Consider the following 17,447-nt stretch of genomic DNA (forward strand, 5'->3'; position numbering starts at 1 on the left):
TCTGCATTTTCCGACAAGTCGCCTTTATCACGCGCTTCCGCTATAGCATTGGCGATCTTTGCTCTTCCCTCCGTTTTCAAATACTGCAACTCTTCCTTCAGCTTCGCTAAGCCTTCCGCTGTGTAATACGCTACTTCTGCCATAATTTTTTTATTTAACTTAATTTATTAACACTTTTTTCCAAACAAAAAAATAAACAAGACCATTCGCTCGGCAGAGAAAATGGTCTTGTTCATCGTTATTTACGAAGATAAATTAAAAAACTTAATTTTCAAAATAATTCGAAGACTTCTTATTCTTCGATAAACTTATATCCTAACCCTCTTACCGTCTGCAGATAGTACGGCTTATCGGGATTTGTCTCTATTTTCTTTCGCAGACGCACCACGTGCATGTCCAAAGTACGTGTATTCACATTTGAGCTGTAGCCCCAAACCACTTCCATGAGCTCCTCTCTTGTGATATCCCGTCCTTTATTCTGCAGAAAGTGCAACAATATGCGATTTTCCAAAATTGTAAGCTCTATTTTTTTGCCGTTTCTTATCAAAGCGTGAATCTGAGGATGGTGTTCTCGTATCCCCAAAGGTATATACATCTTTATTTGTATTCTTCGGCACAAAGAAACGCACCTTGTTGTCGATCATGGCTACTAGCACATCCATGTTGAACGGCTTAGTAATATAGTCGGTGTACCATGACTGTAGGCATCGATTTTGTCTACATCCTGTGATTTTGCCGTCATCATGATGATGATATTTTCAAAACCCTTGGCACGTACGGACTGGCATACTTCTATGCCCTCCTTGCCCGGCAACATCCAATCTAACAAAACAATATCCGGTTGGGTGGATAAAATCAACTCTTCTGCTTCTATCCCGTTTCCGGCCTGCACCACCTTATACTGCTCTGTCTGCAAGCGATGACTTACCAGAAAGCGAAGATTCTCATCATCTTCAATAACCGCAATTGTTATATCTCTATCCATATTCTATTACTTCTTTGTATCTAATGGAAAACTTAAAATAAAAGTTGTTCCACGGTTCACTTCACTTTCTACCTTAATCTCTCCTCCCATAAACTCGGTAATCTCCTTACAAAAGGCTAACCCCAGTCCTATACTTCCCTGTTGATTAAATTGATTTTTTACGCGATAGAATTTCTTAAAGATATTATGGTATTCTTTCTTGTCTATTCCAATCCCTTTATCCCTAAATAAAATAACAAAATTCTTTTTAGTTTGTTCAATTTTAATTTCCAAAAACTTGTTGTCAACACTCGAATATTTATAGGCGTTGTCTATGAGATTCTGAAATACACTGGTTAGCAATACCGGATCCGCATAGAGCTCATCTTTAACTTTGATATTCTCCACAATCTCAAAGTCGGGATACTTGACCCTGTACGCTTCGCAGATATGCTGTGAAAACTCACGTAAATTAATAAATTCTCCGTTAAACTTAATAGACTTATTTTCGATTTGTGCGTATGAAAGCAACTTATTCATCAAGCTGTTAAGTTTATCCGCTTCCTGATCCAATATGCGACCATACATATTTTTCTCCGCCTCGGTAAGCGTCGTCGAACTTTTAATATTATTTCCTGCGATCTTAATCACACTTACTGGAGTCTTAAACTCATGGGTTAGATTGTTGATAAAGTCATACTGTAATTGATACAGCTTATTGTTTATCGAAACATTCCGGTAGATCAGGTAGCCGATAGTCAACAGGATAAAATAGATAATCAAGCAAAAACACCAATACCGGAAAGAAGAACCTATTCAGTATCCTTTCTATATGTGCATTGGAAGATTCAAACGAAAGCTTATAATCCGAGAGTGCACCAGGGAGTGCTACCTCTGTCTTCATCCCTCCCTCGTTATCACTCAAATCCACATTCACAAGTGGCTGGATGCTGATATTTTCGTAATAGTCAGGATACAGGTTCTTTATACGTATCCGCGTAGGCTGTATATGAAATACAAAAAAATCATGTTCGAAAAAGGTCTGCTTAAAATTAGCATCCAAGATCATGCTATGAAAGGAAATCACATCACTCACACGCGGGATATTAAGATAAGAAATCTTTCCCGGCTGAATATTATAGAACAACTTGAAAAGGTCGGTATTCTTGATGGCGGAGGTATCCAGATTATTTCTTCCCAAAAATGTGCATAGCTTCAGAAACACGGTATTGAGCTCCTCATTACTCGAAAGATTACCCTCATTAGCCTTACGTCTTTTTATGAGCCGGTATTCGTTGTCTAGATAGAATTCAAAAGTATTTTTGGAGTAGGCTCCAAATTGCCCGATGCGCATGTGCTTTTTCAGGGAATCAATGTTAGAGAGGATAACATCCGAAAATTCCACTTTCTGTACAAAAGGATACTTACGTAGCACGTTATCCGCAAATCCCTGTGCCTGCACAGAGTCCATATATCCTTGGTAAAAGGCTACTTCCGGGATACGTTCCTGAAAGAATTCGTTAAAATCTCGCAACGAATTATCAAATATTTCTGTCTTGCGGTTGTTGAACTCCGTCTCTACGAAATTAGTCAAAACAACATGGGCAAAGCCTACCGAAATAATGAAAAGCAAAGTCACGAAGACAAAGAAGGCTAGCAATAGGCCCAGATTCTTTCTATATTTCGGTTTTTGTTTTGACATTATTTCAGGTTTTCTTTCAAGAATTGTTCAATAAGCTGATAAGACTCAATGATATTTTCCATCTTGCGGAACCTTCTTCCTTCATTCTCTTTCAGCACATATTGCACCTTAACCTCATTGTTTTTAAGCTTCTGAACAAACTGATTGACATCTGCCACATTATTATAAATATCTTTTCCTCCTTGGAACATCAACAGCGGCATCCGTATCTTGTCGGCATGAAACAAAGGTGATATTGCTTTGAATAACTCATATTCTTTTTCCGGATTACCGATAATCCTGTAATATAACTGTTTATTAGAACTATAATATGGCGGAAATTGTTTGAAATACGCAAATAGATTGATATATCCTGATGTAGAGATAGCACATTTATACAAGGTAGGATTATAGCAGGCGGCATATAGAGCCGAATAGCCACCGAAGCCTGTACCCATAATAGCTATACGTTCCTTATCTGCTATACCGGAATGAATAAGCCAAGCTACTCCATCGTTAATATCATTCTGGATCTCTCCTCCCCATTGTTTAAAGCCCGCCACATAAAACTCCTTGCCCAACCCTGTGGAACCTCTGTAATTCATTTGGAAGACAGCATACCCTCTATTGGCTAGGAACTGTACTTCGGCATTGAACCCCCATACATCTCTACGGTTAGGGCCATCGTGTACCAGCACGACCACCGGATATTTATCTTTTTTCTTTTTCGGATAAGTGATATATCCCTGAATCTTCTTGCCATCCCTTGAATCGAAGGTAACCTCTTCCATAGGACTGAGTTTCTTATCATGCAAGGATGGATTCAGCGGAGTGAGCTCCTTAACTTTTCCCTTATAATAATAGTAGATACCTCCCGGATGAATATCCGAATAGGTTTTGAACAATATTGTATGGAAGGAGCTATCCACATCCAAAATGTCTACAGTAGAACCTTCGAATTGCGACACCAGCTGATCGTAGATTCTCTTAAGCTCGGAATTATGGATGAAGATCTCCTTACGTCTATCATAAACAGACGAAAAGAGCAACTCTTGACGGGAGAAAGAGTATCCTTCGGCATTCATATCCACATTCTTGTTTTGCGCTAAGATACTTTCTTTGCCATCCCGCAGATCTAAACGCACCACAGCCAGCTTGTCCCTGTTTCTGTTGGAAAGAGCATAAATCTGGTCGGTAGAATTTCTAACAGGTCCTAACGGATAAAGCATCGTCGTGAAGTCCGTTTCCAGCACTATGCTATAGGGTTTATTCTCTTCTTCACGATACCATACCTTAGCCTCCACACTATCACTGGAAACAGCCATACGTACCTTGCCATCTGGAGACGTAAACCAACGGGAGAAATTGTTCTCATTTAAATCCACCAAAACAGGTTCTCCCCCCCGCAATGGAATACGGAATAGATCCATTCTAGAAGAATCCCTATAATTCATCTTGGCTAAAAGATAACCTCCAAAAGCACGAGTTGGCGAAAGCCATTCGATACTATGCTTGGAAGTCTTCATCAATGGATTAATAGACTCGGTATGCACATCCACCGTAAATAAACGCAAGCTGTCCTGATACGATTCGGCATTCGAAAATACGATGGTGTCTGCATTCGCCCAGAAATAATACTGGACATTAAAGCTCTTCTGATAGGTGAGCTGCTTAGAAGAGTCCGGATTTTCTAGATCCAGAATAAAAATATTACGACAATGGTCCTCCAGCCCCAGATAAGAAATTTTCTTTCCATCTGGAGATATCTTGAAATGAGAATGATCAGGCTTATCAAAAAAATCTTCAATAGGTATAATTCGGTCATCCTCACCACGACTGCAAGCCACCATCCATAGTGATATCACCAAACCTAAAACTAAAACCAACCTTGCACGCATTATTCTTCTCTTTTCTTTAAATCAAATAAAGCAATTTTCTGAGAATTATACGTGATTGCAACCTTTATTTTACAGGAGTACGCTTTTCATTTCCTAACTTTGCCCTATGTATTTGTTATAACATTTCCTTAATCATCGAAAATGAGCAGCATGAACCTTTCATGCAATGGTTGCAGAACGAATGGATAGAAAACCTTCCTGCCGGCTCTAAATTATTGAAAATGCTGGACTCTCCTCACCAAGGGCAAACCTACTGCGTACAGCTGAACTTTGAATATGCCAACGATATTGCCAACTTCCAAAAACAATATCTCAGCTCTTTGCAGCAACATATTGGAGAGCATTTTATGGGTAAGGTATTCCTGTTTGACAGCACCATGAAATATCTGGAAAAATAAAGCACAAGCCTTCACTTGATGTGAAGGCTTGTGTATCCTATTAATCTAAAGCTATTATGCCCTATAAGTCTTTCACATGACGGTTATAATAGTCATACAGCAATTCTACATTGTCCGAACAGATAATAGGAATTGCACCCTGAAGTATACACTCATCCCAATGCCACCACTTCATCTCTAAGAGCAGTGCGATGTGCTCTTCCGAAAACCGCTTTTTAAGCGGCTTGGCAGGATTACCTCCCACTATGGTATAGGGTTCCACATCTTTGGTAACCAAAGCACGACTTCCTATGACCGCACCATCACCTATGGTGATGCCCGGCATAATCATCGCTTCAGCTCCAATCCACACGTCATTACCTACCACCGTATCTCCGGCACCACGAAAGGCATCTGCAGCTTCCCGAAAACATTCTACCTCTTCCTTCATATAGTAAAAAGGAAAACTCGAAATCCAGTCATAACGATGCCCCTGGTTGCCTGCCATGATAAAACAGGCTCCAGTTCCTATAGAACAATAAGAACCAATAATAAGCTTGTCCACATCATCTATGTCAGGAAAGAGATAGCGGGCACAATCGTCAAATGAATGACCATGATAATATCCGGAATAATAGGAATACTTCCCTGCGGTAATATTCTTATTAGTTATGTGATCTTTGATAATCTTGCCTTTAAAAGGACTTTCGAAGAAATTTTCCATAGTTTAGCATACTTTAAAATAATAAAATAAAATGCCAAGGCAGTTAGTTGTGACTACCTGAAAAACACCTTTATTTTCTTAAGTATGCTAATCTGCTTTTTGCATAATACGAATATATTAATTATTTTCTATAAATAAATTATTTTTCAGAAAATCAACACTCTTATTTTCATCTTTTTGTGTCAGCCTCACCTCTTTCTCTATATCTCTATACTCGCCATAGGTTTTACCTCCGAGCAGCTTACGAAGTTCCCTTTCTCTTTGCTTATTAAGAGAACAAAGCTTTTTCATCTTCCACCAACGCGATCTATCCGATTTTTCCACCTCAATGACTGAGGTCAGATATTCTCTATTGATAGACTCAATAGTTTCTTTATGTTGAGGTGTTATCAAATGGGTATCTAAACAATAAACCACAGTAGTCTCAAGTGCTTTACGCTCGCACTCCTCCCATTTGGATTGAGCCCAAAGTGAATGGCTGCTCAGCAGCCAAAAAGATAAAACACCCCATAACCATAATATCCTTTGCATATACGTAAAAACAAAAAGGCGGAGCTTTCAAAAAGAAAAGCTTCCGCCTAACCTGAACAATTATTTGTTAACAAAAGTATGGACTTTAAGTTTCTGGCCCTCATCAGCGTCGTTTTTCAAGCCCGATAGCCAGATGGTATAGATCTTACCTTTAGAAAGGTCTACATCGTTTACACTAAGCAAAGTATCTTTAGTTTCTTTATCCAAAATATGGAAATTCGTCTTTTGGGCTTCCAGCTCTTTAAAAGCACTAGCCGACAAATAATCTACATCTGCAATCACAGTAGAATCACCATTGGCGAAGTCCAACTTACCAAGATCTGGCGATAGGTGGACAAATCTGACTTTAGCCTTATCAGCACTTGGTAGTCCCAGATCATCCGTAACCTGCACCAGCTCAACAGTCTTTCCATCTTTTGAATTGCTCACTAGCAAGGTATAATTCTTATCACGTTCAATTTTAAATGTCTTTTTAACCAAGGATGTATCATTCTGCGCCTTAATTTCAAAGGCACGATCCCCTACCGAAACATCAAGATAATGAATACTGTCTCCATAAGCGATTAAAGAGGTGTTGACTTTCTTTGAATCCACCAAAAAATTCAAGGAATCACTGGCAAAGGAGCCATTCAGAAAAGCGACCTTGCCGTACTCCGGACGTGGCACGCCTTTGTCATCATCTTTACAACTTACTGTAACTTTCGCCATAGCGACCAACGAAACAAGAACTAGCAGTTTAGAATCTCTAAAAAATCTGACTTTCATAGTAATTTAATTTTTGCTTTAACAATTCAATTCGCTAACCCAAACACATCTTTTCACGATAACGCTACAAAACTCATACTATAAAAAATTATTCTTCCAATACGCTTTCTCTTGTAGCGTTTTGCGTCCCAGTGGTGTTTTTATCAGTAAACCAATTCGCAACACTGAGATTGAAAGCTAAATCGTCGGAACAATTGAGCACTGACAACGACCTAGCCGAGGTTCTGTCGAAAGGTTGGCAAAACATCGGAGAAAAAATGAGAGAACGCATCTACAAGCACTACTGGGGATATCTCATGGGAGTTGCTTTAAGGTATGTTTCCGACAGAGAAACGGCTAGCATGGTCGTCAACGATAGCTTCATGAAAATTTTCACCAACCTCAACTCCTTCGAATGTGAGGACCTGCAGAATTTTAACAAAATATTCAAAGGATGGATGGCAAAGATTACAGCACGAACAGCTCTTAACGAACTACGCAAGACGAAGAAACTTTCTCTTCAGGAACCCCTGACAGAAGAGCATGACGGACAGTTTGCGGTGATGTCGACGGACAACCTTCATATTCAAAATATATGGGATCTTATCAATCACCTCAACCCCAATTACCGAAGGGTATTTACCCTATATGAAATTGAAGGGTTCAACCATGACGAAATAGCGGAAATGATAGGAATATCCGCTAGTTCCAGCCGCGTGTACTTGGTCCGCGCCAAAGAAAAACTGAAAATGTTGTACCAGACATTAATGGTATAAATATGGATAGCGACGAAAAAAAATTGATTGAAGAAATAAAAGAAGGTCTTTTGAACTTCGAACTGCCATACGAAGAAGGTAACTGGGAAAACTTTCTTGAAACATATGGCGATAGATTAAACGAGGAAAATAAAAATCGTAAAATTCGGATATGGCTGTGGAGGAGTATTCCCGCTGCCGCCCTGCTGGCCATCGGAATATCTGCTGTGCTGCTACTATGGAACAACAAAGAACGAAATTCCTCAACACCACCTTCCAATACAGCGCATAAGCCGACCACAAGCGCCACCCCAATACTCCCTACGGAGAAAACAGACATCTCAAATGAGAAAAAACAGGAGGTTCACTCTATATTACCGAGTCTGACAACTGCCTCCATATCGGACAGCAGTATGAAAAAACCGGCATATAGACCTATACGACCGCAGCTATCCGACATTCCTCCGAAGAAGAAGGCTAAAATCACATTAGAATTAACGTCGCTCGCCCTTAATAAGGGAAGAATCCTAGTATTTGAAAAGGCCAAAAGAACAGAAAAAGTGGCAATCCGATAGAATTCATATGCCATCTGCTTCTTCAGACAAATGGCAGTTGGGTCTAGAGCTGACCAACTCCTTTCGTCTGCACAATCCTAACACTGTGGCCGGCATTCTCACACAATTCAAAGTGTCGGAAAAGATAAGACTTTCGGCAGGTCTAATGTACTCCAGTCTCACCGCCCCACACCACTCCGATCCGGTTCAGTTGTCTTATGATACAAAAATAGTGGGAGGAGAATCTTCTCTCAAGGCAGTAGACCTTCCATTGTCCGTAGAATACGAGCCCTACCATGGATGGTATGCCTCTGTCGGAATATCCAACCTCACGGTACTGAAGGAAGAAAAGCTGTATCATATGCAAACAGAAAAACTCCAAGAAAGCGTTACGACAGATCCGGCAACAGGAGCTGCTATAACAGTATTCGAAGTCAAGAAAAGTGAGTTTGTGCAGCAGGCATCAGAAAAGGATTTTGAAGGCAAAAGTAATTTAAGATATCTGAATTTTTCCTTGGGAAGAAAACAACACCTTACCCAACATATAGACTTGTCGATAGAACCTTTTGTAAAAATTCCTATGGGTAACCTTAAAAAAACGAACATCGACCTCTTGCAATCAGGACTCAAGTTCAAAGTAATTTTTTAACTTCTTACTTCAGTCTTGTAGCGCGAAGACCAGAAAAAGTGTTTCTATTAAAAACTGAATATCAAACTAATATCAACAAACATGAAAAAGCAACTTATCCTTTCTTTATCTATCTTTTGGATTGCGCTAGGCCCTCTCCTTCTTGGAAGCTGCAGCAAAGACAAAGACGACAACGCTAATGACTCTCCTTTCCAGCTGGAAGAAAATCTTATCATGGGAAACAAACTCTTCAATAGCTCATTGGATGACAGAAATTCTAAAAACAGCTTTGAAATCCTTAAAATCGAAAGAAAGAACGAAATTCTTCAGGTCAGCATAAAAGGAAGTGATAGTGTGGGCTCCTTTAAATTCATCTGGGATGGTCGCATCCAAGAATCTTATCCTATGGGCATACAGCTTATCATGCTATACCAAGGTAAAGATGAAGATTTCATCCCTACTGAAGAAAAGGTCATCCAAGTAAACCTTCAGAAAATCATCGGCAAACGTACCAATGTCAACGAATATCACTTTAATATCATCAACGGCTCAAAGAAAAAAACCGCAACGCTAAATCCCGATGGAACCATCACTAACAATGACAGATAACCCCATAGACACAAACTAAGGCTTCTGTAAAGAAGCCTTAGTTTATTGAGATCTCTTTTCTACCAAATGTCGTTACAGTCCTATTTTGTTTATTATTAGCAATTTAATTTTGAGACATAATCAGTAAATATCCGCTAAGAATGAACAACACACCCAAAAGCTTTCGAACCACCCTAATTTTTCATTCCCCAAAAAGGAAAATTTTTGAAAGCCTAACCCAGCACATTAACCTTTGGTGGAGTGAACAATTCGAAGGGAATGCCCAATATCCAGGACAAAAGTTTACCGTCCGATTCGGCTCCAACATTTACAAGAATATAGAAGTAATAGAACGAACAGAGCAAAAGATTGTATGGCACGTAATAGATGCTTATCTGGACTTTCCCGATCTTTCCGACAAACAAGAATGGATTGACACCTATATTGTTTGGTAAATCGCTGAAGTAGAAGGGATAGCATTGGTAGAGCTGACACATGAAGGATTACACCCCGAGATGGAATGTTACGGCCTCTGCGTTTCGGGATGGCACAGCTTTCTTTACAGCTTTGAAAAGTTTATTACTACAGGTATAGGAGCACCCTTCCAGCTGGAAGAAGTTCCATAACACTAAATATGAAACGAACAACAGAATGAAGCTTATCTGGCCAAATACTATAGATAAAAATCGCTATGGATAATTATCCTCGCTGGTACCGATTAATACTTTTAATGCTTTTTATGCTGCATTGCTTCAGCGAAATACCCTCCATGTTTATAATTTATAAAGCCAATAAGAGCACTTACTTATTTCTATTGTTTCTTAACAGCTACCAAGAAGGGATAATACTGCTTTTCTAAGAATAAAGACAAATAGAAGAAGATACTTCATAGACATATGGTTTATCGATGGAATAATTTAAATCTTATAAAAATGCTGAAGAGATGGAATATATCTACTCCTTGGCCCGACTAACACATAAATAACTGAAATAGAGTTGTATAAACAGAAATTAAACTTTATTTTTAAAAAGAATTCCTCTGAAGCAACATATTTTTAATTCATTCCGAAGCTGATTACCTACATAATTGAATCGCATATGGCTGTAAAAATTATTGCTCCCCCGCCTTATCTTGCCGGCTTAGTCAGAAATATCTGGTTTACAGACTTCAAAATGCCGAACGACCACTATCAATCCATCCGGATTCTGGCCAACGGTTCACCGGGTCTTATATTTCAGCACGCTGAAGGTCATTCAGCAGTAAAAGGAGCAGGGGGGAATCTGTTACCCTTAGCGTTTATCTACGGACAAAGCACCGTCCCATGTGTAAATCAGATGATTAAAGACGCTATTGTTTGCGGATTCGAGTTCTATCCTTCCGCCTTAAAAAATATTTTCGGAATTGATGCCGCCATCTTGACAGACGCTCTCGTCGAACTAGAACACCTTCTCAGTAAAGAGATTATAGATCAGCTGATAAACTGTCCGAATATCTATGAGGTTATCCAACTGCTCTGCGTAACCTTAGCCAAACAATCAGCATCCTTTCCTTTCTCAACTTTTGTGGAAGAAAGTATACTTCTGATAACACAAAGCGCCCCGCAGCTCAGCCCCGCTGCCTTACCCCAGTATTTCCATATCTCACAAAGGCAGTTCCAAAGGAAATTCAAAGAACGTATTGGCGTGTGCCCTGAAACTTATATCCGTATCACAAAATTCCAACAGTCCATACACTGGCTACAGAACAAAAAAATTCAAAAAAATTGGAGACATAAGTTACGCTCTCGGATACGCTGACCAAGCTTATTTCAATAGGGAATTCAAATTTTTCTCAGGTTACACTCCTAAAGAATTTATGAAAGTACTAGCCAAACAACAGTTTTTTTATCGCACTCCCGAACATACTGTCATCCCACTACGGATTCTAACAGATTAATTAAGAATGTCGCTATCGTTCAATTTTTCCTAAAGGAGGAAAAGTACTTTTGCTTTATCCACAAATAAATGCTATGGTTAAAGTACATCATCTGAACTGCGTTGAAATACTATCACTTGGCTATGGAAGAGCCATCGGCCATTGTCTTCTCATAGAAACAGAAAACAAGCTTATCTTAATAGATGCCGGCATAGGCCTACAGGACACTGAAAACCCCAACAACCGCCTAGGGCAACACCTCATCGACATGGTAGGATTTAGATTTAATAGAGAGTGGACTGCCATACATCAGATTCAACGTCTCGGACTTGATCCCGAAAAAGTTACGGATTGCGTGCTATCGCATCTCGATCCCGACCACATCGGGGCCCTCGTCGATTTTCCGCACGCTACCCTCCACATGAGCCAAGAAGAATACGATAATTTTCGTTCAGGCAATCCACGATATCTTGAACACCAGCTTCATCATGACTCCATCATCAAGACTTATGCCAGCAGTGACGATACTTGGTGTGACATGGAAGCCCGAAAACTTTCCCTAGCTTCAACATTAGATATCTACCTAATTCCTCTGTTTGGACATACCAGAGGACATTGTGGTATAGCCTTAGATCTGGGAGCAGAAAAAATATTTTACGTAGGTGACGCCTATTATCTGAGATCGGAACTTACGGACAACGAACATCCTGTCCATAAACTAGCGGAACTAAGAGCTGACGACAATAGGTTAAGACAGGATGCTCTAACCAAAATACGTCATTTTATACTCCAACATCCAGAAACTACGGTGTATTCTTATCATGACCCTTCAGAATTTCCAAGAAACTAAATCCATAATAACCATGGAAATAATTTATAAAACCGATAAAAAACCGAACATTGAAGAAATCATTGATGTTTATATCAGTTCGGGTATAAGAAGACCTGTAAATGACAAAGCGCGCATCCAAAAGATGTACGAACATGCCAACCTTATTGTTTCGGCATGGCACGGCGATACCTTAATCGGTGTCGCCCGGTCATTGACAGACTTTTGCTACTGCTGCTACCTGTCTGACCTGGCCGTACGAAAAGAATTTCAACATCAAGGGATAGGCAGACGTCTTATCGACCTCACAAAAGAGAAGATAGGCTCCCAGACTACACTTGTTCTTCTTTCCGCACCTGCAGCAATGGACTATTATTCCAAAATAGGTTTTGAAAAAGTCACAAACGGTTATATTATTCACAGAACTCAATAAATCTCATCGTCATTCTATGAAACATCAATACAATGTCCGGATTAAATGGACAGGAAATCAAGGACAAGGTACCCGTAGCTATCAGGCCTACAGCCGTGATCACATCATCTCCATACCGGACAAAAATGATATTTACGGATCTTCCGACCCTGCATTTCGTGGAGACAAAAGCAAGCATAACCCTGAAGAGTTGCTCGTCTCAGCGTTGTCTACCTGCCATATGTTATGGTATTTACACCTGTGCGCACAAGCAGGTGTCGTAGTCATAGCCTACGAAGATCAAGCCTTAGGAATTATGGAAGAAGAAAAGCATGGAGGTGGAAGATTTATAAAAGTAACCCTTAATCCTATTGTTACCGTGGCAAACACCTCTATGGTTAGCGAAGCAGAGCGCTTGCATCATAAAGCCAACGAACTATGCTTTATAGCCAATTCTGTAAACTTTCCTGTCATGCATCAGGCTCTAACATTAACAGCAGATGAGAAACAGACAACATCATAAATCTAACTTCCCATTTCCTTTTTTTAAGTACAATATCAGCTGCGTTCTCTTGTATATATTCCTCCTTATGGGAAGTTTACAGTCACTACTTGCCAATGACCATCTTCGTTACAACCTTTCCATTTCCCCTACGAAATCCAGCTTCCGCGTAACACTGACAATACCGCCAAGCCTCTTACAACATGACAGCGTTTACCATTTCCCGGCCTATGTCCCCGGAATGCATCAAAAACTTGATTTTGGCAGGTTAGTGTCATCATTTAAAGCTTTTGACACCAAAGGTAAAGAACTATCCGTCCAACGCACAGGAATCAATGATTGGTATATCACCTCCTACAATCATTTAGCAAAAATCATCTACGACATAGAAGGCACTTTTGATCTACCCGATACCACCGTGCTTGTCCATCCTCAAGGAGGAACCGTAATCAGACCGGAGTATGCTGTAATTAATCCACATGCTGTATTTGGATATTTTTCAAGCCTATTAGATTTTCCTATACTTATCGAAATAGATTATCCAACCCAGTGGCAATTAGGCACTACCTTATCGTCTAATGACAATAGAAACTTTTGGGCAACTTCCTATAAAGAATTGTTGGACTCTCCTATCCTGATGGGTGAACTAACTACATCCAAAACTACCATCCGAGATATGGAGGTGGAAGTTTTTGTCTATTCCCCTTCCGACTCCATAAATGCCGACACCGTCTTAGCTCTGAGCCACCCTATTATCAACTGTGCTATTCAATTTATAGGATATACGCCCGTGTCCCGGTATGTCCTGCTAGTATATTTCCATGACAAAGAAGACCACAGTAAAATACCATGTCTAAACTTCTGGGGAGCTTTGGAACATGGCAACAGCTCTACATACGCCTTACCAGCCCAAAAAGAGCTATTTCCTTATCTGCAAAAAATGATTGCCCACGAGTTTATGCACATCTTGGCGCCGCTGAATTTGCATAGCAACAAACTTGTATCTACCGATTATTCCATACCGGTAAATCAAGATAACCACCTGTGGCTATATGAAGGAATAACAGAATGGGCAAGTCACATTATGTTGTTACGTAATGCCTTCATCTCATTGGACGACTATCTCCTCGAGCTGTCTGCCATGATAAGACGTAGCAGAACTTTCACTCCTCCTTACAGTTTACTTAAGCTGAGTAACAGCTGGCATACGGCAGAAGGAAAAAAACAATACGGCAACATTTACCAGTTGGGAGCGTTGACAGCTACTATACTAGATCTCCGCCTCCTTCGTTTGTCGGAAGGAACTCGAGGGTTGCGAGAAGTTTATCTCGACTTGGTCAAAAAATATGGCAGTAAGCAGCCTTTTGATAATGATAGCTTTTTCGAGGAATTTATAACGTTAACCTATCCCGAAATCCAATCCTTCATCCACAAGCACATTATGTCCTATACACCTTTCGACTTTGTGGAAGAATTCAAAGCTGTCGGCATACAATACCTACCTGTCCAATTAGAGGATCAAAACACTCCTTCTCTAGGTTTTACGGTAGAACATCACCCCCAAGGATTTGTCGTATCCAAAATACTTTCTCCGGATACATCAGCCGTGAAAGTTAAAGTAGGCGATATTATAGTTCAAGCGGAGGTTGATGATAGCCCTTAGATGGAAATACTTTTCTTTTCAAGCTTATGCAGGCTAAAATACATAGTCCTTACAGCTTACGAGTTTTGCGAGAAGGAAAAAGCCTAGTTCTGGAAGGAAGAATTCTTCAGAATGCACGCTATGATGTTTTTAGGCAAGAGGAAAATGCTACTGCAGAACAAAGGTATCTTCGGTTGAAGTGGATGACCCTCTCACCATAAGACGTCAAGAATCTCATGCTCATAAAACAAAAAAAGTTGCTTCAGTGGTGAAGCAACTTTTTCTTTATGGCTCCTGAAGCTGGGCTCGAACCAGCGACCCTCTGATTAACAGTCAGATGCTCTAACCTGCTGAGCTATTCAGGAATTTGAAGATCACTCTTCAAAAGATTTTCTTTTTCCCGTCTTACTGTCCAAGACTTTGGCTCCTGAAGCTGGGCTCGAACCAGCGACCCTCTGATTAACAGTCAGATGCTCTAACCTGCTGAGCTATTCAGGAGTGTTTCCCTTTCGGTGATGCAATTATCGGAAGTTTTAAAGAGTTCTGCAAGCATTTTCTTAAGGAATTTTACAACTTACTCATTCCCAATAAGAATATTTTACAATAAAACTCCTTTTAAAATCAACGTAGCAATAGTAAAGTAAATGATAAGTCCTGTTACGTCCACAAGCGTAGACACGAAAGGCGCTGACGAACTGGCTGGGTCGGCTCCTAGCTTACGCAAAACAAAAGGAAGACATCGAGCCTGTAAGAGATCCCCACAGCACTACACCCACCAAAGAGAAGCTTATCACTAAAGCTATAGGAATCCAATAATCACCATATGTATCGGCAAACAGCTGCCATGTAGCAATACGTACGAAGCCCAAAGCTCCCAATATTATTCCTAGTATCAAACCGGTGATTATCTCTCTACGCATGACACGCCACCAGTCTGCTATGGTAACTTCTCCTAACGCCATAGCTTGGATAATCAGCGTTGAGGCTTGCGAACCGCTGTTACCTCCACTGGACATGATCAGCGGCATCAGAGCGAATAAGACTATGGCACTAGCCAGTTGCGACTCAAAATGACCGATTACCGAAGCGGTAAGCAGCTGACCCAAAAACAACACAATCAGCCAACCTGCTCTTTTCTTCACCAGATGCCAGATAGAAACATCAAGATACGGCTCATCCAAAGCCTCCGTACCTCCGAAGCGTTGCATGTCCTCCGTATACTCTTCATTTGCCACCCAAAGGATATCATCTATCGTCACAATACCCAACATGATTCCCTGCTCGTCAACTACGGGAAGCGCCACCCTATTATTCATCCGGAACACTGTAATGGCATCTTCCTGCGGGTCGTTAGCATTAAGCGATATCAAACGGTTATCAATAAGCTCGCCTACCAAAGAATCTGGCGGTGCCAACAAAATATCTTTGATTCGAATGTCGTCGATAAGCCGTCCGTCGGAGTCGATGACGTACAACACATCGATGGTTTCAGAAGCACTCCCGTAACGGCGTATATGTTCCAACACACGATGTATGGTCCAATGTTTTTTTACGGTGATATAGTCAGGCGTCATCAGACGTCCCACACTGTCTTCCGGATACCCAAGCAGAGAAAGAGCTTCCTTACGCTCTTCGGGAGTAAGCAACGTAATCAAACGTTTTACAACATCCCCCTTCAGCTCCCCGAAGAAAGAAGTACGGTCGTCTGGAGGCATGGTATTTAGAATTTCCCGAACCTTTGGTGCTGAAAGTTTTTTGAAGATACGCTCCTGAGTAGGGAAGTCCAGAATTCTAAAAACATTGACCGCGCGATTCAAATCCAAAGTCTCTATGAAAAGTGCACCATGTTCGGGAAGCATGTCGATCAATTCTTCGACTTCAGAAATGTTTAGCTCATTCAAGTACTTGGCTAATTCTTGAAGATTATTATCCTCAATAAGTAGCTTGATATGCTCTACGTGAATTTCCAATTTTTCCATGTTGCTCCTCCGAAATATAATGTTCCCTACATTGGTCGACAGACTTTAGTTTGTTGCAAAAGTCGCTTTTTTATCTCAAAAAATATAATATTTTTTTTCAGCCTGCAGATAAAAAAACAACAGCCATAAATGCCATATTGTCACCCTACCAAAGCCGGAAGCTTTTCTTTGCTATCCTGAAAAAATGTTAGAGGTGAGCCGCACTCTTATTCTGGCTTACTCTTAAGTAGAGAAAGAAGACAGACTATCCTATAAAAACGTTTTGCCAATATTCTCGTAAAAATTTCTCTCTCCTCTCAGCACTGAATACCTCCAATCTATATATTACCAATAACTCTTAAAATTGTTTTGAATTTAAACCTCATGAAGAAGATTAACGGGCTTTGAATTCATGAAAAAAATGTAGATTAGCAAAGTAATATTCTTAAATCAATCCGAACTGTAATTGGCCTTCGGAATAACCTAACTAGGGATAAAAAAAACAGTAAATACCTAAAAATATTTTAAAAAAATAAAATCCTGTAAACCAACAATTAATAAATAAAAATTAAACTTTTTAATTTAAACATACTAAGCACAAAATACTAAATATATTAGCACTATACCAAAAAGAATCAAAATATGAACATTAAAAACATAATAGTCAATATATTAACAATAACTATTTTAACAACAACATTCACATATTGCAAAAATGTCAAGTATTTGACAATTCTCAAGCACA

20 protein-coding genes, 2 tRNA genes and 3 pseudogenes are annotated in these 17,447 nt (G+C 40.0%); 14 read left to right on the forward strand and 11 right to left on the reverse strand.

Features of this window, described 5'->3' with window-relative positions; genetic code table 11:
- The 5 genes and pseudogenes from SD31_RS09410 to SD31_RS09425 all read right to left on the reverse strand — a co-directional run.
- Window positions 1-143 (reverse strand): annotated as a pseudogene (locus SD31_RS09410) (transcription elongation factor GreA); the annotation flags it as partial.
- A gap of 149 nt (window positions 144-292) precedes the next feature.
- Window positions 293-985, reverse strand: a pseudogene (locus SD31_RS09415) (response regulator transcription factor).
- 6 nt (window positions 986-991) lie between these two features.
- Complete coding sequence (locus SD31_RS15335) at window positions 992-1,726, reverse strand: sensor histidine kinase (protein ID WP_052258893.1); 735 nt, start codon at window positions 1,724-1,726, stop codon at window positions 992-994.
- On the reverse strand, window positions 1,680-2,666 hold the full coding sequence (locus tag SD31_RS15340; RefSeq protein ID WP_052258895.1) for a hypothetical protein: 987 nt from the start codon (window positions 2,664-2,666) through the stop codon (window positions 1,680-1,682). Before SD31_RS15340 ends, SD31_RS15335 begins: the two co-directional genes overlap by 47 nt.
- Window positions 2,666-4,543, reverse strand: coding sequence for a prolyl oligopeptidase family serine peptidase (locus tag SD31_RS09425; RefSeq protein ID WP_039053939.1), 1,878 nt, complete (start codon window positions 4,541-4,543; stop codon window positions 2,666-2,668). The genes SD31_RS15340 and SD31_RS09425 overlap by 1 nt, the downstream gene beginning before the upstream one ends.
- Window positions 4,544-4,665: 122 nt before the next feature.
- Between SD31_RS09425 and SD31_RS09430 the strand changes: the two genes are divergently transcribed.
- A complete protein-coding gene (locus SD31_RS09430) occupies window positions 4,666-4,941 on the forward strand; it encodes a DUF4286 family protein (protein WP_262506612.1) in 276 nt (91 codons plus the stop codon).
- 61 nt (window positions 4,942-5,002) lie between these two features.
- On the opposite strand, the gene catB is transcribed toward SD31_RS09430, so the two are convergent.
- The 3 genes from catB to SD31_RS09445 all read right to left on the reverse strand — a co-directional run bounded on the left by catB (window position 5,003) and on the right by SD31_RS09445 (window position 6,940).
- A complete protein-coding gene (gene catB / locus SD31_RS09435) occupies window positions 5,003-5,644 on the reverse strand; it encodes a type B chloramphenicol O-acetyltransferase (RefSeq protein ID WP_039053941.1) in 642 nt (213 codons plus the stop codon).
- 117 nt (window positions 5,645-5,761) lie between these two features.
- On the reverse strand, window positions 5,762-6,175 hold the full coding sequence (locus tag SD31_RS09440; protein ID WP_039053942.1) for a hypothetical protein: 414 nt from the start codon (window positions 6,173-6,175) through the stop codon (window positions 5,762-5,764).
- Window positions 6,176-6,235: 60 nt separating this feature from the next.
- Entirely contained in the window at window positions 6,236-6,940 is a 705-nt protein-coding gene (locus SD31_RS09445) for a DUF4397 domain-containing protein (protein WP_082021896.1), read from the reverse strand.
- 170 nt (window positions 6,941-7,110) lie between these two features.
- Between SD31_RS09445 and SD31_RS09450 the strand changes: the two genes are divergently transcribed.
- From SD31_RS09450 to SD31_RS16635, 13 genes are all read left to right on the forward strand, one after another.
- On the forward strand, window positions 7,111-7,695 hold the full coding sequence (locus SD31_RS09450; RefSeq protein ID WP_156138297.1) for an RNA polymerase sigma factor: 585 nt from the start codon (window positions 7,111-7,113) through the stop codon (window positions 7,693-7,695).
- A gap of 2 nt (window positions 7,696-7,697) precedes the next feature.
- A complete protein-coding gene (locus SD31_RS09455) occupies window positions 7,698-8,249 on the forward strand; it encodes a hypothetical protein (protein WP_039053944.1) in 552 nt (183 codons plus the stop codon).
- On the forward strand, window positions 8,209-8,877 hold the full coding sequence (locus tag SD31_RS09460) for a hypothetical protein (protein ID WP_156138298.1): 669 nt from the start codon (window positions 8,209-8,211) through the stop codon (window positions 8,875-8,877). The genes SD31_RS09455 and SD31_RS09460 overlap by 41 nt, the downstream gene beginning before the upstream one ends.
- An 81-nt stretch (window positions 8,878-8,958) precedes the next feature.
- On the forward strand, window positions 8,959-9,465 hold the full coding sequence (locus tag SD31_RS09465; RefSeq protein ID WP_039053946.1) for a hypothetical protein: 507 nt from the start codon (window positions 8,959-8,961) through the stop codon (window positions 9,463-9,465).
- Window positions 9,466-9,605: 140 nt separating this feature from the next.
- Window positions 9,606-9,899, forward strand: coding sequence for a hypothetical protein (locus tag SD31_RS09470; protein ID WP_039053947.1), 294 nt, complete (start codon window positions 9,606-9,608; stop codon window positions 9,897-9,899).
- A 24-nt stretch (window positions 9,900-9,923) separates the two neighbouring features.
- Window positions 9,924-10,070, forward strand: coding sequence for a hypothetical protein (locus SD31_RS16625; RefSeq protein ID WP_156138299.1), 147 nt, complete (start codon window positions 9,924-9,926; stop codon window positions 10,068-10,070).
- Window positions 10,071-10,542: 472 nt separating this feature from the next.
- Window positions 10,543-11,241 (forward strand): DUF6597 domain-containing transcriptional factor, encoded by a 699-nt coding sequence (locus SD31_RS17430; protein WP_039053948.1) that lies wholly within the window; start codon window positions 10,543-10,545, stop codon window positions 11,239-11,241.
- Window positions 11,123-11,380 (forward strand): AraC family transcriptional regulator, encoded by a 258-nt coding sequence (locus tag SD31_RS21285; protein ID WP_197053642.1) that lies wholly within the window; start codon window positions 11,123-11,125, stop codon window positions 11,378-11,380. Before SD31_RS17430 ends, SD31_RS21285 begins: the two co-directional genes overlap by 119 nt.
- A gap of 73 nt (window positions 11,381-11,453) precedes the next feature.
- Window positions 11,454-12,209 (forward strand): MBL fold metallo-hydrolase, encoded by a 756-nt coding sequence (locus tag SD31_RS09480; protein WP_039053949.1) that lies wholly within the window; start codon window positions 11,454-11,456, stop codon window positions 12,207-12,209.
- A gap of 13 nt (window positions 12,210-12,222) precedes the next feature.
- Window positions 12,223-12,621 (forward strand): GNAT family N-acetyltransferase, encoded by a 399-nt coding sequence (locus SD31_RS09485; RefSeq protein WP_039053953.1) that lies wholly within the window; start codon window positions 12,223-12,225, stop codon window positions 12,619-12,621.
- A gap of 16 nt (window positions 12,622-12,637) precedes the next feature.
- Complete coding sequence (locus SD31_RS09490; protein WP_039053950.1) at window positions 12,638-13,123, forward strand: OsmC family protein; 486 nt, start codon at window positions 12,638-12,640, stop codon at window positions 13,121-13,123.
- Window positions 13,124-13,190: 67 nt separating this feature from the next.
- A complete protein-coding gene (locus SD31_RS09495) occupies window positions 13,191-14,765 on the forward strand; it encodes a hypothetical protein (protein ID WP_197053643.1) in 1,575 nt (524 codons plus the stop codon).
- A gap of 26 nt (window positions 14,766-14,791) precedes the next feature.
- Window positions 14,792-14,965, forward strand: a complete 174-nt coding sequence (locus SD31_RS16635; RefSeq protein WP_156138300.1) for a hypothetical protein — start codon at window positions 14,792-14,794, stop codon at window positions 14,963-14,965.
- Window positions 14,966-15,032: 67 nt separating this feature from the next.
- Here the strand turns inward: SD31_RS16635 and SD31_RS09500 are convergent.
- The 3 genes and pseudogenes from SD31_RS09500 to mgtE all read right to left on the reverse strand — a co-directional run bounded on the left by SD31_RS09500 (window position 15,033) and on the right by mgtE (window position 16,723).
- Window positions 15,033-15,109: transfer RNA gene (locus tag SD31_RS09500), tRNA-Asn, on the reverse strand.
- Between the two features lie 56 nt (window positions 15,110-15,165).
- Window positions 15,166-15,242, reverse strand: a tRNA-Asn gene (locus SD31_RS09505).
- A gap of 100 nt (window positions 15,243-15,342) precedes the next feature.
- Window positions 15,343-16,723 (reverse strand): annotated as a pseudogene (gene mgtE, locus SD31_RS09510) (magnesium transporter).
- Window positions 16,724-17,447 lie beyond the last annotated feature (724 nt).

The sequence above is a fragment of the Sphingobacterium sp. T2 genome, from assembly GCF_000814685.1.
GTDB lineage: Bacteria > Bacteroidota > Bacteroidia > Sphingobacteriales > Sphingobacteriaceae > Sphingobacterium > Sphingobacterium thermophilum.

Excerpts from the sequence above, each read along its gene's own strand:
- SD31_RS15340 (WP_052258895.1), bottom strand. The coding sequence starts at position 2,666 with ATGTCAAAACAAAAACCGAAATATAGAAAGAATCTGGGCCTATTGCTA.
- SD31_RS09425 (WP_039053939.1), bottom strand. The coding sequence starts at position 4,543 with ATGCGTGCAAGGTTGGTTTTAGTTTTAGGTTTGGTGATATCACTATGG.
- catB (WP_039053941.1), bottom strand. The coding sequence starts at position 5,644 with ATGGAAAATTTCTTCGAAAGTCCTTTTAAAGGCAAGATTATCAAAGAT.
- SD31_RS09440 (WP_039053942.1), bottom strand. The coding sequence starts at position 6,175 with ATGCAAAGGATATTATGGTTATGGGGTGTTTTATCTTTTTGGCTGCTG.
- SD31_RS09445 (WP_082021896.1), bottom strand. The coding sequence starts at position 6,940 with ATGAAAGTCAGATTTTTTAGAGATTCTAAACTGCTAGTTCTTGTTTCG.
- SD31_RS09455 (WP_039053944.1), top strand. The coding sequence starts at position 7,698 with ATGGATAGCGACGAAAAAAAATTGATTGAAGAAATAAAAGAAGGTCTT.
- SD31_RS09465 (WP_039053946.1), top strand. The coding sequence starts at position 8,959 with ATGAAAAAGCAACTTATCCTTTCTTTATCTATCTTTTGGATTGCGCTA.
- SD31_RS09470 (WP_039053947.1), top strand. The coding sequence starts at position 9,606 with ATGAACAACACACCCAAAAGCTTTCGAACCACCCTAATTTTTCATTCC.
- SD31_RS17430 (WP_039053948.1), top strand. The coding sequence starts at position 10,543 with ATGGCTGTAAAAATTATTGCTCCCCCGCCTTATCTTGCCGGCTTAGTC.
- SD31_RS09480 (WP_039053949.1), top strand. The coding sequence starts at position 11,454 with ATGGTTAAAGTACATCATCTGAACTGCGTTGAAATACTATCACTTGGC.
- SD31_RS09485 (WP_039053953.1), top strand. The coding sequence starts at position 12,223 with ATGGAAATAATTTATAAAACCGATAAAAAACCGAACATTGAAGAAATC.
- SD31_RS09490 (WP_039053950.1), top strand. The coding sequence starts at position 12,638 with ATGAAACATCAATACAATGTCCGGATTAAATGGACAGGAAATCAAGGA.
- SD31_RS09495 (WP_197053643.1), top strand. The coding sequence starts at position 13,191 with ATGGGAAGTTTACAGTCACTACTTGCCAATGACCATCTTCGTTACAAC.
- SD31_RS16635 (WP_156138300.1), top strand. The coding sequence starts at position 14,792 with ATGCAGGCTAAAATACATAGTCCTTACAGCTTACGAGTTTTGCGAGAA.